The sequence below is a fragment of the Brevundimonas mediterranea genome (assembly GCF_011064825.1).
Taxonomy (GTDB): Bacteria; Pseudomonadota; Alphaproteobacteria; order Caulobacterales; family Caulobacteraceae; genus Brevundimonas; species Brevundimonas mediterranea_A.
Map to the genome: position 1 here is coordinate 2,598,159 of NZ_CP048751.1, position 21,783 is coordinate 2,619,941.

22 protein-coding genes and 1 pseudogene are annotated in these 21,783 nt (G+C 68.2%); 15 read left to right on the forward strand and 8 right to left on the reverse strand.

Translation table 11 applies throughout. From position 1 onward, the window contains the following. Positions 1 to 19 precede the first annotated feature (19 nt). The 9 genes from cydB to GYM46_RS12680 all read left to right on the forward strand — a co-directional run bounded on the left by cydB (position 20) and on the right by GYM46_RS12680 (position 9,447). Complete coding sequence (gene cydB / locus GYM46_RS12640) at positions 20 to 1,168, forward strand: cytochrome d ubiquinol oxidase subunit II (protein ID WP_008258857.1); 1,149 nt, start codon at positions 20 to 22, stop codon at positions 1,166 to 1,168. A 19-nt stretch (positions 1,169 to 1,187) separates the two neighbouring features. Then, positions 1,188 to 1,334 (forward strand): cytochrome bd-I oxidase subunit CydX, encoded by a 147-nt coding sequence (gene cydX / locus GYM46_RS12645; RefSeq protein ID WP_008259678.1) that lies wholly within the window; start codon positions 1,188 to 1,190, stop codon positions 1,332 to 1,334. Continuing rightward, positions 1,321 to 2,700, forward strand: a complete 1,380-nt coding sequence (gene hemN, locus GYM46_RS12650) for an oxygen-independent coproporphyrinogen III oxidase (RefSeq protein ID WP_008259457.1) — start codon at positions 1,321 to 1,323, stop codon at positions 2,698 to 2,700. Before cydX ends, hemN begins: the two co-directional genes overlap by 14 nt. A 122-nt stretch (positions 2,701 to 2,822) precedes the next feature. After that, positions 2,823 to 3,488: an OmpW/AlkL family protein gene (locus tag GYM46_RS12655; protein ID WP_008261548.1), complete on the forward strand. Its 666-nt coding sequence runs from the start codon at positions 2,823 to 2,825 to the stop codon at positions 3,486 to 3,488. Between the two features lie 152 nt (positions 3,489 to 3,640). Continuing rightward, complete coding sequence (locus tag GYM46_RS12660; RefSeq protein ID WP_008264144.1) at positions 3,641 to 4,585, forward strand: DUF808 domain-containing protein; 945 nt, start codon at positions 3,641 to 3,643, stop codon at positions 4,583 to 4,585. Between the two features lie 77 nt (positions 4,586 to 4,662). After that, entirely contained in the window at positions 4,663 to 6,372 is a 1,710-nt protein-coding gene (locus GYM46_RS12665; protein WP_008259564.1) for an alkaline phosphatase family protein, read from the forward strand. A 150-nt stretch (positions 6,373 to 6,522) separates the two neighbouring features. Then, positions 6,523 to 7,968: a pyruvate kinase gene (pyk, locus tag GYM46_RS12670; RefSeq protein WP_008262602.1), complete on the forward strand. Its 1,446-nt coding sequence runs from the start codon at positions 6,523 to 6,525 to the stop codon at positions 7,966 to 7,968. A 70-nt stretch (positions 7,969 to 8,038) separates the two neighbouring features. Further along, positions 8,039 to 9,076 (forward strand): DNA adenine methylase, encoded by a 1,038-nt coding sequence (locus tag GYM46_RS12675; RefSeq protein WP_008258884.1) that lies wholly within the window; start codon positions 8,039 to 8,041, stop codon positions 9,074 to 9,076. Between the two features lie 62 nt (positions 9,077 to 9,138). Continuing rightward, entirely contained in the window at positions 9,139 to 9,447 is a 309-nt protein-coding gene (locus GYM46_RS12680; protein ID WP_008263567.1) for a hypothetical protein, read from the forward strand. A gap of 16 nt (positions 9,448 to 9,463) precedes the next feature. Here the strand turns inward: GYM46_RS12680 and GYM46_RS12685 are convergent, their stop codons facing one another. The 7 genes from GYM46_RS12685 to GYM46_RS12715 all read right to left on the reverse strand — a co-directional run bounded on the left by GYM46_RS12685 (position 9,464) and on the right by GYM46_RS12715 (position 14,509). Then, positions 9,464 to 10,105 (reverse strand): ribonuclease HII, encoded by a 642-nt coding sequence (locus GYM46_RS12685; protein WP_008263979.1) that lies wholly within the window; start codon positions 10,103 to 10,105, stop codon positions 9,464 to 9,466. Further along, positions 10,098 to 10,697, reverse strand: a complete 600-nt coding sequence (locus tag GYM46_RS12690; protein WP_008262559.1) for a DNA-3-methyladenine glycosylase I — start codon at positions 10,695 to 10,697, stop codon at positions 10,098 to 10,100. The genes GYM46_RS12685 and GYM46_RS12690 overlap by 8 nt, the downstream gene beginning before the upstream one ends. A 203-nt stretch (positions 10,698 to 10,900) precedes the next feature. Further along, entirely contained in the window at positions 10,901 to 11,659 is a 759-nt protein-coding gene (locus tag GYM46_RS12695; RefSeq protein ID WP_008263650.1) for a 3-oxoacyl-ACP reductase, read from the reverse strand. 9 nt (positions 11,660 to 11,668) lie between these two features. Then, a complete protein-coding gene (locus GYM46_RS12700; protein WP_008261580.1) occupies positions 11,669 to 12,487 on the reverse strand; it encodes a YgfZ/GcvT domain-containing protein in 819 nt (272 codons plus the stop codon). Positions 12,488 to 12,544: 57 nt separating this feature from the next. Further along, entirely contained in the window at positions 12,545 to 13,492 is a 948-nt protein-coding gene (locus tag GYM46_RS16955) for an alpha/beta hydrolase (protein ID WP_008259298.1), read from the reverse strand. A 34-nt stretch (positions 13,493 to 13,526) separates the two neighbouring features. Then, a complete protein-coding gene (locus GYM46_RS12710; protein ID WP_008258852.1) occupies positions 13,527 to 14,207 on the reverse strand; it encodes an SdpI family protein in 681 nt (226 codons plus the stop codon). Next, positions 14,204 to 14,509 (reverse strand): metalloregulator ArsR/SmtB family transcription factor, encoded by a 306-nt coding sequence (locus GYM46_RS12715; RefSeq protein WP_008263350.1) that lies wholly within the window; start codon positions 14,507 to 14,509, stop codon positions 14,204 to 14,206. The genes GYM46_RS12710 and GYM46_RS12715 overlap by 4 nt, the downstream gene beginning before the upstream one ends. A gap of 146 nt (positions 14,510 to 14,655) precedes the next feature. Between GYM46_RS12715 and GYM46_RS12720 the strand changes: the two genes are divergently transcribed. From GYM46_RS12720 to GYM46_RS12730, 3 genes and pseudogenes are all read left to right on the forward strand, one after another. Further along, positions 14,656 to 16,890 (forward strand): TonB-dependent receptor, encoded by a 2,235-nt coding sequence (locus tag GYM46_RS12720; RefSeq protein ID WP_040349704.1) that lies wholly within the window; start codon positions 14,656 to 14,658, stop codon positions 16,888 to 16,890. Further along, positions 16,800 to 17,986, forward strand: a pseudogene (locus GYM46_RS12725) (PepSY-associated TM helix domain-containing protein). The gene GYM46_RS12720 and the pseudogene GYM46_RS12725 overlap by 91 nt, the downstream one beginning before the upstream one ends. Beyond that, positions 17,983 to 18,165, forward strand: a complete 183-nt coding sequence (locus GYM46_RS12730) for a hypothetical protein (RefSeq protein WP_008260908.1) — start codon at positions 17,983 to 17,985, stop codon at positions 18,163 to 18,165. The pseudogene GYM46_RS12725 and the gene GYM46_RS12730 overlap by 4 nt, the downstream one beginning before the upstream one ends. 6 nt (positions 18,166 to 18,171) lie before the next feature. Here GYM46_RS12730 and erpA read toward each other — a convergent pair whose 3' ends face one another. Next, on the reverse strand, positions 18,172 to 18,489 hold the full coding sequence (erpA, locus tag GYM46_RS12735) for an iron-sulfur cluster insertion protein ErpA (protein ID WP_039245694.1): 318 nt from the start codon (positions 18,487 to 18,489) through the stop codon (positions 18,172 to 18,174). A gap of 142 nt (positions 18,490 to 18,631) precedes the next feature. Here erpA and GYM46_RS12740 point away from each other — a divergent pair, with 142 nt between their 5' ends. The 3 genes from GYM46_RS12740 to nagZ all read left to right on the forward strand — a co-directional run bounded on the left by GYM46_RS12740 (position 18,632) and on the right by nagZ (position 21,731). After that, positions 18,632 to 19,822, forward strand: coding sequence for a deoxyguanosinetriphosphate triphosphohydrolase (locus GYM46_RS12740; RefSeq protein WP_008264115.1), 1,191 nt, complete (start codon positions 18,632 to 18,634; stop codon positions 19,820 to 19,822). A gap of 80 nt (positions 19,823 to 19,902) precedes the next feature. After that, a complete protein-coding gene (locus GYM46_RS16960; RefSeq protein WP_008258912.1) occupies positions 19,903 to 20,685 on the forward strand; it encodes an SPOR domain-containing protein in 783 nt (260 codons plus the stop codon). Beyond that, entirely contained in the window at positions 20,682 to 21,731 is a 1,050-nt protein-coding gene (gene nagZ / locus GYM46_RS12750) for a beta-N-acetylhexosaminidase (protein ID WP_008259475.1), read from the forward strand. The genes GYM46_RS16960 and nagZ overlap by 4 nt, the downstream gene beginning before the upstream one ends. Positions 21,732 to 21,783: the final 52 nt, after the last annotated feature.

A 21,783-nucleotide genomic window follows, 5' to 3' on the forward strand; every position in this document is an offset into this window, starting at 1 on the left:
GATTTTAGGACATCCGACCATGGATCTTCCCCTCGACTTCGCCACCCTACGTCTGATCTGGTGGGGGCTGCTCGGCGTACTGCTGATCGGCTTCGCCCTGACCGACGGTTTCGACCTGGGCGTCGGCTCGCTCCTGCCCTTCGTCGCCAAGACGGATGAAGAGCGCCGTATGGTGATCAACACCGTCGGCGCGACCTGGGAGGGCAACCAAGTGTGGTTCATCCTGGGCGGCGGCGCCATCTTCGCCGCCTGGCCCTTCGTCTACGCCGTCAGCTTCTCCGGCTTCTACCTGGCCATGTTCCTGGTCTTGTCGGCCCTGATCCTGCGGCCCGTGTCGTTCAAGTATCGCTCCAAGCGTCCGTCGCCCAAGTGGCGGTCCTTCTGGGACTGGGCGCTGTTCACCGGCAGCTTCGTTCCGGCCCTGGTGTTCGGCGTCGCGGTCGGCAACGTCCTGCTGGGCGCGCCCTTCCGCCTGGATAGCGACCTGCGCTCCTTCTACGAGGGCAATCTGCTGGGCCTGTTCACCCCCTTCAGCCTGATCGCCGGCCTGTTGTCGGTGGCCATGCTGCTGCTGCACGGCGCGGCCTGGCTGTCGATCAAGGCTGAAAAAGGCCCCGTGCTGGACCGGACGCGCCTGATCGGCACCGTCGCCGGCGTTCTGGCCCTGGTCCTGTTCGCGGCCGGCGGCCTCTATATGGCCTACGGCGGCGTGGGCTTCCGGATCGCCGGCGCCGTTGACATGCAGGGCTTCTCCAACCCGCTGCGCACGACGGTCGAAGCCGCGCCGGGCGCCTGGCTGGACAACTACAGCCGCTATCCGTGGATGATGATCGCCCCGACTCTGGGCTTTGTCGGCGCGGTGGTCGGTCTGGCGGGCATGTGGCTTCGGTCGGCCCCCCTGGCCTTCGGCGGTTCCTCGCTGTCGACCGTGGGCATCATCTCCACCGTCGGCCTGTCGATGTTCCCCTTCATCCTGCCCAGCTCGGTCGATCCCCAGTCCAGCCTGACCGTCTGGAACGCCTCGTCCAGCCACCTGACCCTGTTCATCATGCTGATCTGCACGGCGATCTTCCTGCCGCTGATCCTGATCTACACGACCTGGGTCTATTCCGTCCTGTGGGGCCGCACCTCGACCGCCGCCCTCAAGACCAACCCCGACCTCTACTGAGCTCAAGGAGCATCAAGCCATGTGGTATTTTTCCTGGATCCTGGGTGTCGGACTGGCGGTTGGCTTCGGCGTGCTGAACGGCCTGTGGCACGAGTTCCACCTGTTCGACGAGGGCGACGAGGGCCTGTCGGTCGATGCGTCGAAAGAGGTCGATGTCCCTCTCTAGCCCCACCGGCGCGCTGACGACGCGCGAGCTTATCGCCCGCTACGACGCCCACGCGCCGCGCTACACCTCCTATCCGACGGCGGCGCAGTTCACGCCCGCCGTCGGGGCCGCCGATTGGGGGGCGTGGCTCGGCGCCGCGCCCCTTGATCGTGCGGCGTCGCTGTATCTGCACATCCCCTTCTGCAAGCGGCTGTGCTGGTACTGCGGCTGCAACACCCGGGCGATGAACCGCGTCGGGGTCATGACCAGCTATGTGGACCTGCTGCTGAAGGAAGCCGATCTCGTGCTCGAACGGATCGGCCGCCCCGTGCGGGTCGGTTCGATCCACCTGGGCGGCGGCACGCCCAACATGCTGCCCCCCGAGGAGCTGGAGCGGCTGTTCGCCGGTCTGGCCGCCCGGTTCGACCTGGGCGACTGTTTCGAGATCGCCGCTGAACTGGATCCCGAAGTCCTGACCCAGGCATGGGTCGAGGCGGCCGGTCGTATCGGTCTGAGCCGCGCCAGCCTGGGGGTTCAGGACCTGTCGCCCAAGGTGCAGGCGGCGGTGAACCGGCCGGAATCCTTCGAGACCATCCGCTGGGCGGCCGAGGCGCTGCGCGGCCAGGGGGTCACGTCGCTGAATCTGGATCTGATGTACGGCCTGCCGCTTCAGGGGGCCGAGCATGTCGTCACGACCGTGGCGCAGATCGCTGTCTTGCGGCCCGAACGGATCGCCCTGTTCGGCTACGCCCACGTGCCGTGGATGAAACCGCACCAGAAACTGATCAAGGAAGCCGATCTGCCCGGACCCGAGGAGCGCTTCACCCAGAGTCAGGCGGCGGCGCGGTATCTGGTGCAGAAGGGTTGGCAAGCCATCGGTCTGGACCATTTCGCCCTGCCGCATGATTCCATGGCCGCGGCCGTCCGCGCCGGTCGGCTGCATCGCAATTTCCAGGGCTATACGACCGACGAGGCCCCGGTGCTCATCGGCCTGGGCGCCTCTTCGATCAGCCGCACCCCCCAGGGCTTTGTCCAGAACCATGCGCAGGAGCGGGATTGGCGCGCGGACGTCGCGGCCGGAACCTTGCCGGTCGCGCGCGGCGTGGCCCTGAATCCGCGCGACGCCTTTTTGGGCGAAATCATCGAACGGCTGATGTGCGACTTCACGGTCGACGTGGCCGAGATCGCCCGCATGCGCGGTCGTGATCTTGCGGAAGTCGCTGCGGTCTGGCCGCGGCTGCAGCGGTTTCAACTGGACGGCTTGATCGAGGTGAACGGGACGACCGTGACCGTCACGGATCTGGGCCGGCCGTTCGTTCGCGCCGTCTGCGCCGCCTTTGATCCGGGCGCCGCCGACATCGAGAAACGCCACGCCCGCGTGGTCTGAATGGACAGATTGTCCAACCCTTGGCGGGGTTTGCGCTAAATCAAGGCCGAGGCGGGGCAGGGCGCGCATTTCCCCGTCAAGACGCTCGGACAAGTCGCATGAGGCGGCAGCGGGCGTCGGGGATGAGCAAGATGAAACTGAAAACCCTGATCCTCTCAGCCGTCGCCGCCGCCGCCTTCGCTGCGCCGGCCCTGGCGCAGAGCCCGGCCGCCTGGGAGATGCCCAAGAAGGGCGACTGGATCATCACCGGCCGCGTGACCGATGTCTTCTCTGAGGCTGACAACGCCATCACCACGGCCGCCGGCGTCGATTCCGGCCTGAAGGTCGATGTGGGCGACAGTGTCATGCCGACACTGGGCTTCACCTACTTCCTGACCGACCATCTGGCGGTCGAGGCGATCTTGGGCACGACCAAGCACGAAATCCGCGCCCAGGGCGGAGCCACCGACGTCGCCGTGCACGAAACCTGGGTTGTGCCGCCGATCGTGACCCTGCAATACCGCCCGCTGACCGAGGGTCGTTTCAGCCCCTATGTCGGCGCGGGCGTCAACTACATGCTGTTCTACAGCGGCGAAGACAAGAACGGCTTCAAAGTCGATCTAGATGACAACTTCGGCTACGCCCTGCAGGCGGGCGCCGACATCGGCATCCAGGGGCCGTGGAACCTGAACGTCGACGTCAAGAAGGTCTGGGTCAATATCGACGCCGACATCAACGACGGCGCTCTGAAGAGCGATGTGGATCTGGACCCGTGGGTCGTTTCTGTGGGGGTAGGCCGTAAGTTCTAAGAAAAATCGACATCGGAAATGCGTTCGAAATGGAAGCCCCGCCGGTTCGCCGGCGGGGCTTTCGCTCTTGTGCGGATGCGCTCGACAAAACGGGCGGCGCGCCCTAGGCGGGAGACGAGCCGTTTGTTGCGGCGCAATCTCGGGATTTCCGCATGCCTTCCGGTCTGATCGCCCTGCTCGATGATGTGGCGGGGATCGCCAAGATGGCGGCGGCGTCGATCGACGACGTCGGGGCGGCGGCGGGCAAGGCCTCGACCAAGGCCGCCGGGGTCGTGGTGGACGATGCGGCGGTGACGCCGCGCTATGTCACCGGCCTGTCGCCCAGCCGCGAACTGCCGATCATCGGCAAGATCGCCCTGGGGTCGTTCCGTAACAAGCTGATCTTCATCCTGCCGGCCGCCCTTCTGTTGAGCGCCTTCGCTCCCTGGGCCATCACGCCGCTGCTGATGTGCGGCGGGGCCTATCTCTGTTTCGAAGGGGCGGAGAAGTTGATGGAGGCCTTCGGGCACGGCGGCCACGCTGACGCCGCCCCGGTCGTGGGCGACCCGGCGACCCTGGAGAAGACGACGGTGGCGGGGGCGGTTCGGACCGACCTGATCCTGTCGGCCGAGATCATGGCCATCGCCCTGGCCGACGTCTCCGCCCAGCCGATCCTCACCCAGGCGGCGGTTCTGGCCGTGGTCGGGATCGCGATGACGGTCGCGGTCTATGGGGCTGTCGGCCTGATCGTGAAGATGGACGACATCGGCCTGCATCTGGCCGAGCGCCCCAACGGCGGAGTGCGCGCCCTGGGCCGCGGCCTGGTCAAGGGGATGCCGGTGGTGATGGACGCCCTGTCGGCCATCGGCACGGCCGCCATGTTGTGGGTCGGCGGCGGCATTCTGGTTCACGGAACCCATAAGCTGGGCCTGCACTGGCCGGCCGAACCGCTTGAGCATCTGGCCCATGCGGTCGGGGCCGCGACCGGTCCGCTTCATGGGATCGTCAGCTGGTTCGTGACGGCCCTGGGGTCGGCGATCATCGGCGTGATCGTCGGCGGCCTGATCGCCGTGCTGGTCCATCAACTGGGCCGGCTGCGGGCCAAGCCCGCGCACTAAATCTCCCAGGGCCGTAGCTGTCACGCTGTTGCAATCCCGGCCCGCTAGACCCCCACGCCTGTCTCCGGAGTAAGCTCATGTCCCTGTCGCGCACCGCCCTCGCGGCCCTGGCCGCTGTTTCGCTTGTCGGCGCCGCCGTTCCAGCGATGGCGCGACAGAGCCAGACGCCGACCCCGGCTCCACAGGCCTCCGTTGCGGCCCTGACGCCTCCGAAGCTGATCGTCACCATCGTGGTGGACCAGTTCAGCGCCAATCTGTTCGACCAGTACCGCGGCCGCTACACGGGCGGCCTGCGCCGGATGGCGGACCAGGGGCTGGTGTCGATCAACGGCTATCAGACCCACGGCCTGACCGAGACCTGCCCCGGCCACTCGACGGTTCTGACCGGCATGCATCCGACCGAGACCGGAATCCCGGCCAACGACTGGATCGACGGCAAGACCGGCAAGGAAGTCTATTGCCTGGCCGCGCCCGCCAACCACCTGGCGAACGGACGCGACGACGTCGACAACGGCCCGGTCGGCCCAGAACAACTGCACGCCACGACCCTGGGCGACTGGCTGAAGGTCGTCAGCCCGCAAAGCAAGGTCTTCGCCGTCTCGGGCAAGGACCGGGGCGCGATCAACCTGGCCGGCCATCAGGGTCAGGCCTTCTGGTTCACCGAGGGCTTCGGCCTGACCACCTATGTCGAGCCGGGCGAGACGGCGCAGGCCAAGCTGGCGCCCGTGGCGGACTTCAATCGCGACTTCCGCCTGGGCATGAGCTTGGCGCCGGTCGCCTGGAACTACACGAATGACCAGTGCCGGGCGCTGGCCAGGGACTGGACCATTCGCGGCCAGACCTTCCATTCGACCCTGCCGCCGGCGGGGCTGAAGTTCGACACCTCGCCCCTGCTGGACGAGCAGACGCTGAAGGCCGCTGAATACCTGCTGGACACCCAGAAGCTGGGCCAGGGCGCGACGACCGACATGCTGGGCGTCAGCCTGTCGGCGACGGACCGGATCGGCCACATGTACGGCACCCAGGGGCCGGAGATGTGCGAGCAGATGCACCGGCTGGACGCGGCCCTGGGCGAGTTCCTGGACCGGCTGGCCCAGGTTCCCGGCGGCGCCCTGGTGGTGCTGACGGCGGACCATGGCGGTTCGGACTTCGTCGAGCGGCTGCACGACCACGGCTATCCCCACGCGCGCCGCGCCGACCTGTCGGAGATCCAGGGCGTGAACGACGCGCTGAAGGCCCGCTTCAATCTGGACGCCGATCCGCTTCAGGCGGGCGGCAGCGGCCTGATGGTCGCAGACGCCCAGCATCGGTCGCTGCCCGATCCGCTGCGCACCCAGGTGGCCGAGGCCGCCGTCGAACTGCTGCGCGCGCTGCCGGACGTCGGTTTCGCCGAAACGCGCGACCGTCTGCTGGCTGAACCCCTGCCGGACAGCCGCGAGCCCGAGATGATGAGCCTGCGCGAGCGGATGCGTCTGTCCACCGTGGCCGAGCGGTCGCCCGACATCCAGTTTTCCTTCGCCCAGAACGTCGTTGCAGGCGGCCGCGTCGGCAGCACCCTGGCCGGCCACGGCAGCCCGTTTGAATATGACCGCCGCGTGCCGATCATCTTCTGGTGGCCCGGCGCGACCGGCGAAGAGCGCTTCCTGCCGATCCGCACCATCGACATCGCCCCCACCCTGGCGCATGTGATCGGGGTGCCGGCGCCCAAGGTCGAGGGGCGCTGTATCGACCTGAACGGCTTCGCCGTGGCCGACTGCCCGGCGACGGAGGCCAGCCCGGCGCGATAAACTCCTGTTTCGCGTCGTAAACTCGTGTTTCCCAGCGGGGGCGTGACCTTACGTCGGGGACGTTTCATCGGCAGAAGGGGACAAATCGTCCAACCGTCCCTTTTCGGGGCGTGATTTGGGCGGCCTCGGAAGCGAACAGGAAACGTCCCCATGAACAGAGCCCGCCGCGCCCGCATCGTCGCGACCCTGGGTCCCGCGAGCCGCGCCCCCGGCACGGTCAAGGCCCTGGCCCAGGCGGGGGTGGACGTCTTCCGCCTGAACTTCAGCCACGGCACGCACGAGGACCACGCCGCCGCCCTGAAGGCCGTGCGTGGGGCCGAGATGGCGCTGCAGCGTCCGCTGGGCGTTCTGGCCGACCTGCAGGGCCCCAAGCTGCGGCTGGGCCGGTTCAAGGATGTCGAGATCGCCGTCAAGCCGGGCCACAAGATGCGGTTCGACCTGGACCCGACGCCCGGCGACGAGACCCGGGTGCAGATGCCGCACCCCGAGATCTTCAAGGCCCTGCGCACCGGCATGCTGCTGTTGCTGGACGACGGCCGGGTGCGGCTACGGGTCAACGACCGGACCGACGACTGGGCCGATGTGACGGTCGAGAGCGGCACGAAACTGTCGGACCGCAAGGGCGTGGCCGTGCCTGAGGCCGTCATCCCCGTCTCGGCCCTGACCCCCAAGGACCGCGAGGACCTGGCCTTCGCCCTGCGTCAGGGCGTGGACTGGGTGGCCCTCAGCTTCGTGCAGAAGCCCGAGGACATGGCCGAGCTGAAGCGGATCGTGAACGGTCAGGCGGCCTGCCTGGCCAAGATCGAGAAGCCGGCGGCCCTGGCCGATCTGGAGGCCATCCTCGACTACTGCGACGGGGTCATGGTGGCGCGCGGCGACCTGGGCGTCGAACTGGACCCCGAGGACGTGCCGGTGGCGCAGAAGCAGATCGTCCGTGCGGCGCGTAATCGCGGCGTGCCGGTGATCGTGGCGACCCAGATGCTGGAGTCGATGACCAGCGCCCCGTCGCCCACCCGCGCCGAGGCCACCGACGTCGCCAATGCGGTCTATGAAGGCGCGGACGCCCTGATGCTGTCGGCCGAGACGGCGTCGGGCGACTATCCGCTGGAATCGGTCGAGATCATGAGCCGGATCATCGAACGGGTCGAACGCGATCCGATGTGGCCCAAGCTGATGGGCGCCGAACACGCCGGCATGGACGAACATGACGTCGACGCCCTGGTCGGGGCGGCGGCCATGGCGGCCAGCGCGCCGTCCACCGGTTGTCTGGTGGTCTTCACCACCCTGGGTGGCACGGCCCGGCGGATGGCGCGTGAGCGGCCGCTGAAGCCGATCCTGGTGCTGACGCCCAATCCGAATACGGCCCGTCGGCTGGCCCTGGTCTGGGGGCTGGAGCCGCGCCTGGGCGACCAGCCCGATTCGCTGGAAGCCGTCACCGACGACGCCGTGGAAGGGGCGGTCCGATACGGTTTGGCCGAGCCCGGCCAACGCATCCTGATCCTGGCCGGCACGCCCTTCGGGGCGCCCGGGGCCGCCAATCTGCTGCGTCTCGCCCATGCGCCGGCGACCAAGGCCAAGGGGCGCAAGAAGGGCTGAGGGGGCTTTTTCGGAAGGCTGGCGCGGGCGAACTATAACGCTACTGTGCGCTGATGAATCGGCGGCCCGAATGATCAAATACATCGGCTCCAAGCGCGCCCTGCTGGGGCATGTGACCGGCGTGGTCGCGGGCCTTCTGCCGCAGGGCGGCCAGGTCTGCGACCTGTTTTCCGGCACGGCCCGCGTGGGTCACGCCCTGAAGAAGCAGGGGTTCCAGGTCTGGTCCAACGACCACAACGCCTATGCGCACATCCTGGCGACGGCCTATGTCCAGGCGGATCGCGAGCGCTGGGTCGAGCGGGCGGAGACGGTGCTGGGCGAGTTGCGGGCGGTCACGCCCCAGGCCGGCTGGTTCACCCAGGCCTTCTGCCACGACGCCCGGTATTTTCACCCGGACAATGGCGCGCGCATCGACGCCATGCGCGACCGGATCGAGGCCATGGGTCTGGAGCCCGAACTGAAGGCCGTCGCCCTGGTCAGCCTGATGGAGGCGGCCGACCGGGTGGATTCCACCGCCGGGGTTCAGATGGCCTATATGAAACAGTGGGCCCCGCGCGCGCTGAAGCCGCTTGAACTGCGCATGCCCGATATCCTGCCTTCAGTGGGCGGCGTCTGTCGCGCGACCCAGGGGGATGCGGTCGAAATGGCTGAACAGGTGGAGGCGGACCTCGTCTATCTCGACCCGCCCTATAACCAGCACTCCTATCTGGGCAATTACCATTGCTGGGAAAGCCTGGTCCTGTGGGACCGGCCGGAAACCTACGGCGTCGCCAACAAGCGGGTGGACGTGAGGACGCGCAAGAGCGCCTTCAACAGCCGGCCCGGCATCGGCCCGGCCCTGCGGTCCGTGATCGAACGGTTGCGCGCCCCCAACCTGATCGTCAGTTTCAACGACGAAGGCTATCTGAGCCGGGCCGACCTGGTCGAGATGCTGTCGTCGCGCGGCCATGTTCAGGTGGTTGAAATCGCCCACCCCCGCTATGTCGGCGCCCGGATAGGCATCCATAATCCCAAGGGGGTCAAGGTGGGCCAGGTGGGCCGGCTGAAGAACGTCGAACACCTGTTCGTCGTGACGGATCGGCCGGTCGAGCTTCCCGTGGCCGCCTGATTACAAATGGGTTTTGGCAGACTCTGTCGGGAACCCGACACAGCCGGTGTCGTTGAAGAGACATGCAACCGCTCGTCTCTCACACCCCGGCCTCCACGCGCGAAGAGGATTACCGCCTGCGGTCCGCGCCCGAGCCGAAGTCGTGGATTTCGGCTGAACCGGTCATAGAGATTTCGTCGGACCGGCTGGCGTCGCGCATCTATACCCACAACGCCGAACGGTATGGACGGCGCGAGCCGGTGGCGGTCGAGACCGCTCAGGATGACGTGGAGCCCAGCCTGGGGCAGCCGCCCCACTGGATGATGATGTTGGCGGGCGCCGCCGTCGCTGCCCTGATGGGCGCATTGCTCGGCGGCTTCATGCACATCTGACGCGCGGTTCCGCGCTTCAGACCTGTTCCAGCAAAGCCCTGATGGGCGACCAGCCGCGTCGGTGGGCGGGGCACGGACCCAGTGTCTTCAACGCCGCCTGATGAATGGGGGCGTTGTAGCCCTTGTGCCGCGCAAAGCCGTAGCCGGGATACTGCGCGTCCAGATCGATCATCAGCCGGTCGCGCGCCGTCTTCGCCAGGATCGACGCCGCTGCGATCGACAGGGAGAGGCCGTCGCCGCCGACCACAGTCTGTATTTCGCACGGCAGTCTGAACCGGTAATTGCCGTCCACCAGAGCCGCCGCCGGCTGGACCGCCAACTGCTCCACCGCCCGACACATGGCCAGGCCGGTGGCGTGCAGGATGTTCAGGTCCTCGATCTCCTCCACCGAGGCAAATCCGACGCCCCAGGCGACGGCGCGGGCCTTGATCTCGGGCTCCAGCGCCGCGCGGCGCTTTTCGGTCAGGGCCTTGGAGTCGTCGATGCCCGGCGGCAGATCGTCGGGGTTCAGGATCACCGCCGCCGCCGACACCGGCCCCGCCCAGGGCCCGCGCCCCGCCTCGTCCACGCCGCAGACGGGGCCGTTGACGCGCTGGATCAGCACGGTCTCGAGCGCCAGGGTGGGGAAGGCTTTCGGATTCGCGGGGGCTTTAGCCATGGCCCGCCATCGCACGAACCTGGGCGTGACGGAAGCAGGTCGTCTGGTGGTCGTTGACCATGCCTACGGCCTGCATGAAGGCGTAGACGATGACCGGGCCGCAGAAGTTGAAGCCGCGCTTCTTCAGGGCCTTGGCCATGGCGACGGACTGTTCGGTCTGGGTCGGGGCCTGGCGGAAGTCGGCGAAGGGGGTGTGGATCGGTTCGCCGCCGACGAAGGACCAGAGCCATTCGGAGAAGTCCTCTCCGTTGTCGCGCATCTCCAGCCAGATCTGGGCGCCGCGGATGGCGGCGTTGATCTTGGCGCGCGAGCGGATGATGCGGGCGTCGCCCAGCAGGCGCTGGATGTCGGCCTCGTCATAGCGGGCGACGATCTCGGGGTCGAAACCGTCGAAGGCGTCGCGGATGCCTTCGCGTTTGCGCAGGATGGTGATCCAGGCGAGGCCGGCCTGGAAGCCGTCGAGGACCAACTTCTCCCACAGGGCGCGGGGGTCGCGTTCCGGTACGCCCCATTCGGTGTCGTGATAGGCGATGTAGAGCGGGTCTGTGGTCCCGCACCAGCCGCAGCGGCTCGAGGCGTGTGAGTCTGTCATCTAGCGATGTTGCCGGTTTGTTCGATGAGGGGGAAGGGGCGCGACCCTCTCCCGCTTGCGGGAGAGGTGGCCCGGCGTCCGCGCAGCGGACCAGGGTCGGAGAGGGAAGTCTTACTCAGAAAGAGGACTTCCCCCATCGTCAGGCGTGTCGCTTCGCGCCACGACCTGACACTTCCCCCGCAAGCGGGGGAAGGTCTTGCGGCTCAGTCGCGCACCAAACCCCCGTCCACCACCAGGTTCTGACCCGTCACCGCCCGGCTCCAGGGCGAGGCGAAGAACAGGACGGCGTCGGCGAATTCCACCGGCGTCGTCACCGACCGCAGCGGGGTCATGCCGGCGATGAAGTCGAAGACGGCTTCCGGGGTGGCGGCGCTGGCGTCGGTGGTGCGCAGCAGGCCGCCGGAGACCATGTTGACGGTGATGCCGTCGGGGCCCAGGTCGCCAGCCGCCGTGCGGGTGAGTGACAGGAGCGCGGCCTTGGCGGCGGTGTAGTCGTGATAGGGCACGACCGGGTTCTGGAACAGGTTGGTGCCGATGTTGATGACGCGGCCGAACTTGCTGGCGGCCATGCCCGGCGCCGTGGCCTGGATGGTGTTCAGGGCGCCGCGCACCACGGTCGAGAACTGGGCCGCCAGATCGTCCCAAGCGATGTCGGTCATCTGCGACCGTGCGTCGCCGTTGAAACTGTAGTCCAGGGCGTTGTTGACGACGGTGGTGACGGGGGCGCCGAAATGGGCCTGGGCGGCGGCGACCAGGGCGTCGACGGCGGCGCGGTCGGTCACGTCAGCCTGGAGGGCGATGGCGCGGTCGCCGATCTCGGCCGCCAGGGCGGTCGCGGCCTCGCCGCTGGCGCGCCAGTTGATCACCACGCGGGCGCCTTCGCGCGCGAAAGCGCGGACGGCGGCCGCGCCGACGCCGCGTGCGCCGCCGGTGACGAGGACGATCTGGTCGGCGATCTTCATGGGAGGGTCTCAGTCGGTTGATGCGGGGAGGACGTCCTGGCCCATCCATGAGGGTTTGCGCAAGCGCACCGGGCGGCCCTCGACGGTCAGGTCGCCGTCGAGACGGTCGATGCGCAACAGGGCCATGGCCGAGCCCCCGCCATCCGACCTCTGTCGGCCCGACAGCACCTCGCCCGCGCGCAGTTCGCCCTTCAGAACCTCAGCGCCGAAGGGGGGCGGGGGACCGTCGAAGTCGATGGCCAGCATACGGTTCTTGATCGCGCCCCGGCGTTTCATGCGCGAGGTGGTCTCCTGGCCGACGAAACAGCCCTTCTGGAAGTCGATGCCGTTCAGCAGGTCGAAATCGGCCTCGATCGGATAGATCTTGTCCTGAGGGGCGTCGGCGGTCGGATCGGGGACGCCCACCGAGAGGCGGTGCTGGTCATAGTCGGCCTCGGTCGCGTCCGCAGCCGCTTCGCCGTACAGGCGGCCGCCCATCAGGGGCGTGCGGGGGTCAAAAATGAAGCCGGCGGGGGCGTCCGGCCAGGCGGCGAAGACCGGGCGGTCGTCGGCGGCGACCTGGACCTTGGCGCGGAGCTTGTACATCGACAGCCGCTGGATCAGGGCCTCGCGGCGCTCGGCGGCCACGTCCAGCAGAACCCCTTCGGCCTCGCCCAGGATGAACAGGTCGAACAGCAGCCGGCCGGGCGGGGACAGCAGGGCGCCGAACCGCAGCTCGCCGTCGCCCAGCGTCTCCACATCCTGGGTCAACAGATTGTGCAGGAAGGGCCGGGCCTCCTCGCCCGTGATTGAGATGAGGGCGCGGGAGGAGAGGCGGGCGATGGGCATGGCGCCAAGATAGGGAGGCGGACGCCCGGGCTCCAGACCTGTTGTCGCCGCAAGCCGTCAGTGCGGCGTTCGGGCCTGGATAAAGGCCGCCACATCCTCGACCACGTCGGGCGCCAGGGGCAGGTCGGGGTTGGAATAGGCGGCGATGTTTGCGGCCCGGTCTGCGGGGGCGGTCTTCAGCACATGATTGACGCCGTCCCACAGTTTCAGCGTCGCCTGCGGGGCGGCGGCGGCGGCGGCGGCGGCCAGGGCTTGGGCGTCGGCGACGCCGACCTGAATGTCGGCGGTCCCCTGGCCGATGAAGACGGGGCCGCCGTAAGCGGCGATCAGGACGGCGGGGTCCAGAGGCAGCCACGAGATCAGATAGGGCTGGACCGAGGGACGGAACAGGGCCGCCAGGGCGGGCGGCGTATCGGCCACGGTGCGGCCGGCTTCCAGTTCGGTCAGGGCGGAAAAGGCCTGGGCCTTCATTGGTTCGGGCAGGGCGGCCAGTTGTTCGCGGATGACCGCGCCCGCCGGACGACCGGCGCCGGACAGCAGGATCAGGCCGCAGACCTTGCTGGATTCGGGGCCGTCGCCGCCCTCGACGGCCTTCAGGGCGATCAGGGCGCCCTCGCTGTGGCCGATCAGCCAGGCGCAGGGCTTGCCGGCGCGGCCGGCGGCCTCGTCGGCCCAGGCGCGGGCGTCGGCGACATAGGCGTCAAAGCGCAGATCGGTCTCGGCGGGACCCGCTGCAGCACTGGCGGCGATACCCCGCTTGTCGATGCGGACCGTGGCGATTCCCTGCGCCGCCAGTCCCTCGGCCAGCAGGCGGTAGGTCGAGGCGGAAACGCCGATTGGGCTGTTCCCATCGCGATCCGTCGGGCCGGAGCCGGGCAGGATGACGGCGACGGCGGTCGCGGTGTCGGGCGCCAGCAGGGTTCCGTGCAGGGGGGCGGGCTGGGCGGGCAGGGCGATCTCGGTGGAGACCGGGCCGGCGAGCAGGGCGAGGGTCAGCATCAACATGGAGTCTCCGTGTCGGATCTGGGGCGGATGAGGTTCAGAAGGGCTGGCGGTCGGGATCGCTGCGCCAGACGCGCCAGCTCTCGAACACCGACAGGGCGGCGACGATCAGGGCGGCCCCCGTCAGCGACAGGGCGCCCAGCGGCTGGGGCGCCACGGGTGCGGCGATCAGACCGATGAGGCCCAGCAGGAAGAACAGGCGTCCCGCCAGTCGGTTGGAGCGGTCCCAGGCCAGGCGGCTCTTGTAGCTCCAGGGCGTGCGGACCCCGACCACCGGATTGGGCGCGACCCGGCCGAGGAAGGCGCCCAGGACCAGAAGGATCAGCGACACCCCCGCCATGGTCACCACCGGCCCGGTCTCGATCGTGGCGTCGCCCAGGCCCGTCCAGCTGATCAGCAGGCCGATGACGGTGAAGACGAACAGGCTTATGCCCTGGCCGATCCGCAAGGAACGACCGCCCGAGGCGTCGCCTTCCGACACGGCGCGCAGGGCGGCCAGGCCCAGACCGGCTGTGGCGATGAAGCCGATCAGGGTCATGCCGCCGAGGAAGGTCGCGAACTCGACCCGGCTGCCCCACCGATCCACCTGGAACTGGCCGTTCCAGTGCATCGGCATCGGCGTGGTCGGGCCGTTGAGGCCGACATGCAGGGCGAAGGCCGCCTGGAGCGCGAAGACGGCCAGGGTCAGATAGTCCAGCAGCGACAGGCGGTCTTTCATCGACGGGGCGCCTTTTGGGCCACGGGCAGGACTTGGGCGGTCTCGCCCGTCCCGGCGATGTCCATCAGAAAGGCCATGGCCTCTTCCACCGCCGAGATCTCCAGCCGGTAGCGAATGGTCTGGCCCTCGCGCTCGGGACTGACGAGGCCGGCCTCCTTCAGGGCGTTGAGATGACCGGTGATCGTCGGCCAGCTCATGTCGAAGCCGGCGGCGATGTCGCCCGACGCCAGGGGACCGGCGCGCAGCATGGCGATGATGCGGCGGCGCACCGGATGCGACAGGGCTTTGAACAGGGCGTTCATAGGTTTCACCATAATTAGGGAGATAGCTAATTGCAAGTCGGGTGCGGCAAGACGCGCGGCCACGAGAAGGCGTTCGCCATTGCAAAGCAATCGCATCGGGGCGTATGCAGCCGCCACTCGCTGATTTTGAGAATATGTTGCAATTCATGACTCGCCCGACCCGCCGTTTCGCCTGCGCCGCCAGCCTGCTGGCTCTCGCGGTCGCCGCGCCCGCCCTGGCGCAGGAGGCGCCGTCCGCGCCTGCCGAACTGGACGAGATCGTCGTGACGGGATCGCAGGTGCGACTGACTTCGGCCTATGCCGGCGGGCAGGTGGCGCGAGGCGGCCGGGTCGGCCTGCTGGGCAATTTGGACGTGATGGACACGCCCTTCTCGACCAGCAACTACACCGAGGCGCTGATCCGCGATCAGCAGGCGCGCGGCATCGGCGACGTGCTGCAGAATGATCCGACGGTGCGGGTGTCCAAAGGGTTCGGCAATTTCCAGGAGCTGTATGTGATCCGGGGCTTCCCGGTCTTCTCGGACGACATGAGCTACAACGGCCTGTACGGCGTGCTGCCGCGCCAGTTCGTGGCGGCCGAACTGATCGAGCGGGTCGAGGTGTTTCGCGGCGCCAGCGCCTTTCTGAACGGCGCCGCGCCGGGCGGGTCGGGCGTGGGCGGGGCCTTCAACCTGACGCCCAAGCGCGCCGGCGAACCCCTGACGCGTCTGACCGCCGGGGTGTCGGGCAATGACGAGATCTACGCCGCCGCCGATCTGGCCCGTCGCTTCGGCGCAGAAGACCAATGGGGCGTTCGCCTGAATCTGGTCAGCCGCGACGGCGAGGGCTCGGTGGAGAACGAGAACGGCCAGCTGCGCGTCGTCGGCCTGGGCCTGGACCGCCGGGGCGAGCGCGCCCGCTTCTCGGCCGACCTGGGCTGGCAGGACCACCGCATCGACGCGCCGCGTCCCAGCGTGACGCCGGGGGCCGCCATCCCTGACGCCCCGTCGGCCGACAAGAACTTCGCGCAGCGCTGGACCTACACCGACGAGGAGCAACTGTTCGGCGCGGTGCGCGGCGAGTTCGACCTGTCGGACAAGGTCACAGCTTGGGCGGCCTTCGGCGGTCGTCAGGGCAAGGAAGACAATAGCCTGGCTAATCCGGGTGTAGATGCTGACGGGAATCTAAACGCAGCCCGTTTTGACAACATTCGAGAAGACACCGTCTGGTCGGGCGACGTCGGCGTTCGAGCCGACGTGACGACCGGGCCGCTCAAACACCGTTTGGTCGCCTCGGCTTCGCAGGTGCAACTGAAGTCACGCAACGCCTACACTTATTCCGACACCACTGTTTCCTGGAATTTGTACACTCCCACCTTCGCTTCAGCTCCGACCAGCTACTATGATGGTGGTGGCGACATGAACGACCCGCAGGTGACTGAGCGTTCGAAGACTTCTAGCGTCGCTATTGCTGACGTGATGTCGCTTCTGGATGGTCGTCTGCTAGCGACAGTTGGGGTTCGCTATCAAGAGATCCAGACGAGTTCATACAATTATGTCACCGGCGCCTTTGGGTCGGGCTACAAAGGCGACGCAACCACTCCAGCCTTTGCCCTAGTCTATAAGCCCAGCGACAAGATCTCGCTGTACGCTAACTACGCCGAAGCTCTGGTGCCTGGAAAGACAGCCCCCATGCTGGCTAATGCAGTCGTGGCAGGCTGGGGAGATGTCGCCGTTCCCGTCACGGTTACCAATGGTGGCGAAGTACTAGACCCGTTCCGCGCCGAACAGGCCGAGATCGGGTTGAAGTATGACTCGGGTTCGTTCGGCGGCACGCTGAGCGTCTTCCGCACGACCCTGCCCAGCGCGCTGGTCTCGATCACATCCAACGGAGATCCCGTTACGGGCGCCCGGCCTACAGGCGTCTATACCGACGGCGGCGAGCAGGAGAACCAGGGCGTCGAACTGACCGTCTATGGCGAGCCGGTCTCGGGCCTGCGCCTGATCGGCGGGGCGACCTGGCTGGAGGCCGAGATCAACCGCTCGCTGACTGCGGCCAACGCGGGCAAATCCGCCATCGGCGTGCCGGACTTCCAGATCAACGCCAATGTCGAATGGGACGTGCCGATGGTCAGCGGCCTGACGCTGGAGGGCCGTGCGGTCCATACCGGCGCGCAGCCCGCCAATGCGACCAACACGCTGGAGCTGGAAGAATGGACCCGGTTCGACGCCGGCCTGCGCTACGCCTTCGTCGCCGGCGGCAAGGATCTGACGGTGCGGGCGCGGGTCGAGAACCTCGCGGACGAGGACCAGTGGGTCGCCGTCGGGGGCTATCCGGGTTCGAACTATCTGACCCTGGGCGCGCCGCGCACCTTCCGCCTGTCGGTCTCGGCGGAATTCTGATCGGATGAAGACGCGGACCATCCGCGCCTGGTCCTGGACGCACAAATGGTCGAGCCTGGTCTCCACGCTCTTCCTGCTGATGCTGTGCGTCACGGGCCTGCCGCTGGTCTTTTCCCATGAGATCGAAGAGGTCCTGCTGGAGCAGGCGTGGACGCCGGCCAATCCAGACGGACCGCTGCTGAGCCTGGACGAAGTGCTGGCCGCAGGCCTGGCGCTTCATCCCGGCGAGGTCCCCGCCTTCATGAGTTTCGACGAGGATCGGCCGGTGGTGAACGTCACCAGCGTGGATCCGAACGGTCCGGCCGGCGCCTACAGCTTCGAGCCGATCGACCAGACCAGCGGCGCGGTCGCCCCGCCGGTGGCGGGCCATCCGGTGATGGAGTTCCTGCTTCAGCTGCACACCGACATGTTCCTGGGCCTGCCGGGCATGCTGTTCCTGGGGCTGATGGGCCTGATGCTGGTCGTGGCGGTGGTGTCGGGGGTGGTGCTGTACGCCCCCTTCATGCGGCGGTTGCCGTTCGGCACGGTGCGCGCAGCCAAGGCGGCGCGGACGCGGTGGCTGGACTATCACAACCTGCTGGGCGTGGTGGCCGCGGCCTGGCTGTTGGTCGTGGGGGCGACGGGCGTGGTCAACACCCTGGCCACGCCGATCCTGGCCTATTGGAAGAACACGGCGCTGAAGGAACTGACCGTCGCCTATGACGCCCCGGCGCCGACCGGCGAGCGAGCCTCGCTGGATGCGGCGGTGGAGCGGGCGAAACAGGCGCTGCCGGGCAAGACGCTGCAGTTCGTCGCCTTCCCGGGCACCGACTATTCGACCGACCACCACTACGCCGTCTTCTTCCACGGCGACACGCCGCTGACGACCCATCTGACCACGCCGGCCCTGATCGACGCCCGGACCGGGGCGCTGGCGGCCGTGGCTCCGACGCCCTGGTATGTGAAGGCCCTGTCGCTGTCCCAGCCGCTGCACTTCGGCGACTATGGCGGGCTGGGGCTGAAAATCCTGTGGGCGCTGCTGGACCTGGCGACCATGGTCATCCTGGGGTCCGGCCTCTACCTCTGGCTGGTCAAGGGACGGCGGAAACCGGCATGAGCCGCAAGGACCTGAATCTGTTGGCCATCTTCGGCGCGCCCGTCGCGGTCTTCGTGCTCAGCCTGACGGGGCTGATCGGCGCCCTGCTGGGAGACGGCGTCTGGGATGCGGTCTTTTCGACCCTGCTGGCCTCGACCGTGATCGTCACCGTCTGGGCCTTGATCCGACGCCGACGCTGACCGGGTTCAGATCGAGAAGCTGACGCCGCAGCCGCAGCTGGAGGCGGCGTTTGGATTGCGGACCACGAACTGGGCGCCGGCCAGTTCGTCGACATAGGCGATCTCGGAATTCTTCAGGAAGGGGACCGAGACCGGGTCGATTAGGGCGGTCTGGCCGTCGGCCTGGATTCGCAGGTCGTCGTCCTCGGCCGTCTCGACCAGTTCGAACCGGTACTGGAAGCCCGAACAGCCGCCGCCATCGACGGCGACGCGCAGCATCAGGGTCTTGCCCTCGGCCGCGCCCAGTTTGGCCAGGCGTTTGGCGGCGCTGGCGGCCAGGACAATGCCTTCCGGCGCGCGCGTGGCGACGCTGAAGGCGGGTGTGGACGGTTCTGTGGATTGGACGGTGCTCACAGCTGTCTATATGAGGCGCGCAAGGGCGTTCGCAAAGGGCCGCCCGCATCAAAGCAGCCTCAAAGTTGATGACTTGAGCCAGACACCTCTCGCCCCGTACGCCGAACGCGCCGATCTGACCAAGGGGCGCCGCTTCTTCGAGCCGCCCAGCCGGACCCGCACGGCATTCGCGCGCGACCGCGACCGGATCATCCATGCGACCGCCTTCCGCCGCCTGAAGGAAAAGACCCAGGTCTTCGTGGCGCACGAGGGCGACCACTACCGCACCCGCCTGACCCATTCGCTGGAGGTGGCGCAGATCGCCCGGTCGCTGGCCCATGCGCTGCGGCTGGATGACGACCTGGCCGAGACGGTGGCCCTGGCCCACGACCTGGGCCACCCGCCCTTCGCCCACGCCGGCGAGGACGAACTGGTGATCCAGATGACCGACCACGGCGGCTTCGACCACAACGTCCAGAGCTTCCGCGTCGTCACCGAGCTGGAGAACCGCTATCCGCAGTTCGACGGCTTGAACCTGAGTTGGGAGACGGTCGAGGGGGTCATCAAGCACAACGGCCCGGTGTCGCACCGGCTGGACGAGCCGGCCTGGTCGGTGGTGCGGCCGTATCGGACGGGCGGGGAGGCGGGTTGGGACCTGCGTCTGGGCACCTTCGCCTCGCTGGAGGCCCAATGCGCGGCCATCGCCGACGACATCGCCTATAACAACCACGACGTGGACGACGGGGTGCAGGCGGGGCTGATCACGCTTCAGGATCTGGACCAGGTGCCGCTGATCGGGCCGATGCTGGCCGAGGTGCGGCGCGACTGGCCCGCCATCGACGACCGGATGCTTAGGATCGAGGCCGTGCGGCGGATGATCGGAGTCATGGTCGAGGACGTCCTGGCCGAGACGGCGCGGCGACTGGAAGAGGACCGGATCGGCTCGACCGAGGATGTCCGCACGGCGACACGGACCATGGTGGACTTCTCGCGGTCCATGCACGCGGACCTGGCCGTCCTGCGCAAGTTCCTGTTCGAACGGATGTATCGCCATTACCGGGTCAACCGAACCCGCAGCCAGGCGCGGCGGGTGCTGTCGCAGTTGTTCGAGCTGTTCATGGCCGAGCCGGAGGTGATGCCGCCGGAGTGGGCCGTGCCGGCGGCCACCGAAGACCGGACCCAAAGGGCGCGCGCGGTGTGCGATTACATCGCCGGGATGACCGACCGCTACGCCATAGAAGTCCACCAGAAACTGTTCAGCCTCGACCTGGCCCTCGATCTGTGATTCGAAAGACGGCGGCGGGGCGTTAAACTCATTATTCGGCGCGCCGATTCGCAGCGCCGGACCCACGGCGGAGTGCGACCATGTCTTTCGATGACGAAAACCGACCGGGCCGGGGCGCCTATACGCCCCCGACCGACGACGACCTGCCCTTCCGTCGCAACTCCTATGATCCGCGCAGCGGCCGCAATGTCGGCTCGGGCGGGGGCAAGGCGCCGCCGGTGACTTTGATCATCAGCGCGGTGGTCCTGCTGGTCCTGATCATCGCCGTGATCTTCTTCTATCGTTCGGGCATGCGCGCCTCGACCGACGCGCCGCCCGCCGTGGGCCAGCCCGTCGGCGAGATGAAGACCGCCCCGCCCGTGGACGCCCAGCCGGTGGATCCGGCCGACGGGGTGCGGGTCTATCGCGACGAGGCCGAGACGACCGACGCGCCCGTCACCTTCACCCCGCCGCCCGAGGCGCCCCAGCCGCGTCCGGCCGCGCCGCCCGCCGCCGCCCCGACCGGACAGGGCTTGCCGCCGGCCAAGGCCGCCCCGGCTGCAACCCCGGCCGCCCTTGCGCCCCGTCCGGCCGCCCCGGCCCCCGCAGCGGCGACGCCTGCGCCGGCCGCCGGCGCCGCCACGGGTTCCGCCTCGGTCCAGATCGGCGCCTTCTCCTCCACCGAGATCGCCGACCGCGAATACGCCGCCGTCGCCGGTCGCTTCGGCCAGTACGCCTCGGGCGCCCAGAAGCGGGTGACCGAAGTCACCTCGTCCAGCGGTTCAACCCTGTACCGCACCACCTTCTCGGGCCTGTCGCGCGAGCGGGCGGTCGCCTTCTGCAACGCCCTGAAGGCCGCTGGACGGGATTGCATCGTTCGGTGACCTCCGCCGCCATCTACGGCTGTTCGGGCCACCGGCTGACGGAGGAGGAACGCGCCTTCTTCGCCGAGGCGCGGCCCTGGGGCTTCATCCTGTTCCGGCGCAATATCGACACGCCGGAACAGGTGCGGGCCCTGACCGACGAACTGCGGGCCGCCATCGGCGACGCCGACGCCCCCATCCTGATCGATCAGGAAGGCGGCCGGGTTCAGCGGATGGGGCCGCCGCACTGGGCCAAATACCCGCCGGGCAATGCCTATCTGAAGGCGTCGAACGACCCGATGGACGCGCGCGAGTTGGTCCGCCTGGGCGCGCGGCTGATGGCGCACGATCTGCGCGAGGTCGGGATCAACGTCGATCTGCTGCCGGTGCTGGACGTGCCGGTGCCCGGGTCCCACGATATCGTCGGCGACCGCGCCTATGGCCAGGACCCGGCGACGGTCGCCCTGCTGGGCCGGGCGGCGGCGGAGGGCCTGCTGGCCGGGGGGGTGCTGCCCTGTATCAAACATATGCCGGGCCACGGCCGGGCCTTCGCCGACAGTCACAAAGACCTGCCGACGGTCCATGCTGATTTCGACACCCTGGACGCCTGGGACTTCGCGCCGTTCAAGGCGTTGTCCGACATGCCCTGGGCGATGACGGCCCATATCGTCTTCACCGCCGTCGACAAGAAGCGCCCGGCGACCCAGTCGAAGAAGGCCGTGCGGATGATGCGCGAGCATCTGGGCTTTTCCGGCCTGATCATGACCGACGACCTGTCGATGCAGGCGCTGAGCGGATCCCTGGGCGAGCGGGCGCATCAATCCTTGAAGGCGGGCTGCGACATCGTACTTCACTGCAACGGCGACATGGCCGAGATGCAGGCCGTGGCCGAGGCGACGGGCAAGCTGAAGGGCAAGGCGAAGGCCAGGGCCGAGGCGGCTATGGCGCGGATCGTCCGCAGTCCCGAACCCCTTGATCCTGTCGCGGGGCATAAACGCTTCTTCCGGGCGATGGCGGGCAAGATGGACGCGGCCAAGGGGCCGGACGTGGGCGAGGCGCAGGCATGAGCCGCCTGGACCCGATCGGCCCCAAGCCGCGCGAAGCGCGGTAGGCCGACAA

Bases quoted from the DNA above. Each gene is read 5' to 3' on its own strand.
- cydX (WP_008259678.1), top strand. From the start codon at position 1,188: ATGTGGTATTTTTCCTGGATCCTGGGTGTCGGACTGGCGGTTGGCTTC.
- GYM46_RS12710 (WP_008258852.1), bottom strand. From the start codon at position 14,207: ATGAAAGACCGCCTGTCGCTGCTGGACTATCTGACCCTGGCCGTCTTC.
- pyk (WP_008262602.1), top strand. From the start codon at position 6,523: ATGAACAGAGCCCGCCGCGCCCGCATCGTCGCGACCCTGGGTCCCGCG.
- GYM46_RS16960 (WP_008258912.1), top strand. From the start codon at position 19,903: ATGTCTTTCGATGACGAAAACCGACCGGGCCGGGGCGCCTATACGCCC.
- GYM46_RS12695 (WP_008263650.1), bottom strand. From the start codon at position 11,659: ATGAAGATCGCCGACCAGATCGTCCTCGTCACCGGCGGCGCACGCGGC.
- GYM46_RS12690 (WP_008262559.1), bottom strand. From the start codon at position 10,697: ATGACAGACTCACACGCCTCGAGCCGCTGCGGCTGGTGCGGGACCACA.
- hemN (WP_008259457.1), top strand. From the start codon at position 1,321: ATGTCCCTCTCTAGCCCCACCGGCGCGCTGACGACGCGCGAGCTTATC.
- GYM46_RS12730 (WP_008260908.1), top strand. From the start codon at position 17,983: ATGAGCCGCAAGGACCTGAATCTGTTGGCCATCTTCGGCGCGCCCGTC.
- GYM46_RS12655 (WP_008261548.1), top strand. From the start codon at position 2,823: ATGAGCAAGATGAAACTGAAAACCCTGATCCTCTCAGCCGTCGCCGCC.
- GYM46_RS12660 (WP_008264144.1), top strand. From the start codon at position 3,641: ATGCCTTCCGGTCTGATCGCCCTGCTCGATGATGTGGCGGGGATCGCC.
- GYM46_RS12685 (WP_008263979.1), bottom strand. From the start codon at position 10,105: ATGGCTAAAGCCCCCGCGAATCCGAAAGCCTTCCCCACCCTGGCGCTC.
- GYM46_RS16955 (WP_008259298.1), bottom strand. From the start codon at position 13,492: ATGTTGATGCTGACCCTCGCCCTGCTCGCCGGCCCGGTCTCCACCGAG.
- GYM46_RS12675 (WP_008258884.1), top strand. From the start codon at position 8,039: ATGATCAAATACATCGGCTCCAAGCGCGCCCTGCTGGGGCATGTGACC.
- GYM46_RS12720 (WP_040349704.1), top strand. From the start codon at position 14,656: ATGACTCGCCCGACCCGCCGTTTCGCCTGCGCCGCCAGCCTGCTGGCT.
- cydB (WP_008258857.1), top strand. From the start codon at position 20: ATGGATCTTCCCCTCGACTTCGCCACCCTACGTCTGATCTGGTGGGGG.
- GYM46_RS12700 (WP_008261580.1), bottom strand. From the start codon at position 12,487: ATGCCCATCGCCCGCCTCTCCTCCCGCGCCCTCATCTCAATCACGGGC.
- GYM46_RS12665 (WP_008259564.1), top strand. From the start codon at position 4,663: ATGTCCCTGTCGCGCACCGCCCTCGCGGCCCTGGCCGCTGTTTCGCTT.
- GYM46_RS12715 (WP_008263350.1), bottom strand. From the start codon at position 14,509: ATGAACGCCCTGTTCAAAGCCCTGTCGCATCCGGTGCGCCGCCGCATC.
- GYM46_RS12680 (WP_008263567.1), top strand. From the start codon at position 9,139: ATGCAACCGCTCGTCTCTCACACCCCGGCCTCCACGCGCGAAGAGGAT.